Here is a 1,826-nt window from a genome sequence, read left to right as displayed (position 1 = left end):
GAGGCGAGTTTTCCGGCCGCGACGGCCGACAGCGTCTCGGGAGCCGGGCGCGGGCTCGGCTCACTGGCGTTCGCAGTCTGGAGGGTGACTCCCGCGGCGATCAGGGCGGCTATGCCCGCACCTGCCACGGCCACACGCCGCTTGGGCATGCGTCGATGTTTCAACTGACGTCTTCCTATGGGGGGTCGGAACCTGTGATGTGGGAGAACCGGTTCCGCTATGGACGGCGCCCAAGTATTCCCAGCCCGGCCGCCGACGACAGCGGCATCTGACCCGGACCAACCTCACAAGCCTTCCGCAGAGTTGAACGACAAGGCTGATTCAACGGCAACTGCAGGGAGCGTGGAGGCTCCTCAGCCCTTGCGTCCTGGGGAGGCGCTTGGACATTGGTGCCGCAGGATGCGCGAGAGGGCAGTTAGCCCCGCAACCTCGCTCTGACCAGCACAGACACCAGATCTGTGAGCCTGGTCACGCAACTTGCCGTCTGGAAGTCCTCCATACCCGCTATCGATCTCCCTACCGTTTCCCCTACCGGTCTACCGGCGGCCCTGTGTGAACTGCGCATGGTTTTCGCAGTTCACGCGCCTCGTCGACCCGGTCCCCGACAGCCCTCTTTCCTCTCCTCTGTCCGTCTTGTCTGTCTGATGTAGTTGGGTGGGGGTGGGTGGGGGCGGAATGGTAGGAGAGCAGGGGCGAGGGTCGGGCGGGTGTCTGGCTGTATTGCGCGTCGGCGGGGGCCTCCGCGCCAAGGGCGGGCCGGGAGCCCGCCCCCGGGTCTCCTTGGGTGGGGGCGCTTGTTCGGCCGTCAGGTCGCCGTATGGCGTGTCTGATTGGCGGGTGGTGCTGTGCCTGGATCCTGGCTCGGACGGACCGTCCTGTGAGGTGTGAGGCTCACACCCCGCGTTTCGCCTGGCCATGCTGCGCTTGTCGCTTGTCTTGTCGCTTGTCGCCTCGCAGGTCAAAGGCACGGTATCCGGTGTCACGGCTGGGCCCGAGACCAGGACGACAAGCGACAAGACAAGCGACAAGCGAGAAGAGTCTGCCGGGCCTGCGCCGGCGGGCGGGGTTCGTCGGCGGTCATCGTCGGAGTGACGGTCATCAGCGTCGCCGGGAGTCCACCAGGTGACCGCGACCTTGATTGATCTCAAGGTGATGTCGGTGGCCTTGGTCTATCGCTACCTGGCACCAGGGCTACTGAGCCCGTGCCGTCCGGGAGTGGCCCGGAGGGGTGTGCGATCTCCGGGCCACTCGCTGAAACGCCCACCGGACAGTTATGGGACTTGACAGACGGGCTATATTCGGGGCATACGGCCCGAGGCCACGGGGGTGTGCCCCGGGCCGTATGCGCACCCCACAGCAACACATGAGTTGACCTCCGCGTATTCGCGGCCCCGCATGCTGTGGTTCCTCCATGATCACCCTTGGGCTCCTGACCCACCAGAGTCATACGACCCGTACCTCTGCCTATCCCGGACGGCGGCTCCGCGCAGCTCGCCACGCCCCCGTCCCCGTCCGGCCGCGCGGCCGGACGGGTGTCCGCTCGCCCGTGCCCGCCGTCCCGGCAGCCACCGCGGCGAAGCCCGCTCCCCGGACGCGCCGCGCTCTGGGTGCCGGCCCCCGGGACCGTCAGGAGCTGTGACCACGGCGGTGACCGACGCGGTGACGCGGACGGACACGGCCGGACAGGCCTAGTCTTCGGCCAGGACGCGCTGGCCTTGTGCCGGGCCGCCTGGTCCCCCGGCGCCCCGGTGTGGATCCGTGAGATCGAGGCGGTCGCCCTGCTGAGGCAGGTCCTCGTGCAGACCTACACCGTCCGCGTCGATGCC

Annotated in this window: 1 pseudogene; it reads right to left on the bottom strand. The window is 68.0% G+C overall.

Annotated elements, in window-relative coordinates:
- Nucleotides 1-164, bottom strand: a pseudogene (locus tag ABZZ74_RS53990) (S1 family peptidase); the annotation flags it as partial.
- Nucleotides 165-1,826 lie beyond the last annotated feature (1,662 nt).

This window comes from Streptomyces sp. NPDC006476 (assembly GCF_040612015.1).
In the GTDB taxonomy this organism is placed as follows: domain Bacteria; phylum Actinomycetota; class Actinomycetes; order Streptomycetales; family Streptomycetaceae; genus Streptomyces; species Streptomyces griseorubiginosus_B.
The sequence above is the reverse complement of the archived record's forward strand: the minus strand, read 5'-3'. Positions and strand labels throughout refer to the sequence as shown.